The 234-nt window shown below is 60.3% G+C and carries 1 pseudogene; it reads right to left on the bottom strand.

The window, feature by feature from the left end:
* Window positions 1-234: pseudogene (locus tag OC610_RS29380) on the bottom strand (D-hexose-6-phosphate mutarotase); the annotation flags it as partial.

The following is a 234-nucleotide window of genomic DNA, read 5'->3' as shown; positions in this document are numbered from 1 at the left end:
CTTCCAGCCCAGACAGCGCTACCTCGCCGACGTCGCCAATACGCCAATAGGCGTGCAACGCCTGGCTCAACTGGCAAGGCAAGCTGTCTTGATGCTCGGTGCTCAAGCGCAGCTCCATGCGTTCGCCCAGGTCGGCATGCAGGTCCACTTGCCAGTCGCACAGCTGCAATTGCCAGTGCAAGTGCACGCCGTCGTCATCGCTGCTGCTGTCGAGCAATTGCCAATTGATCAGAC

Source organism: Pseudomonas agronomica (genome assembly GCF_025917275.1).
Lineage (GTDB): Bacteria > Pseudomonadota > Gammaproteobacteria > Pseudomonadales > Pseudomonadaceae > Aquipseudomonas > Aquipseudomonas agronomica.
Note: the sequence above shows the minus strand (reverse complement) of the source record. Positions and strands in the feature narration are given on the sequence as shown.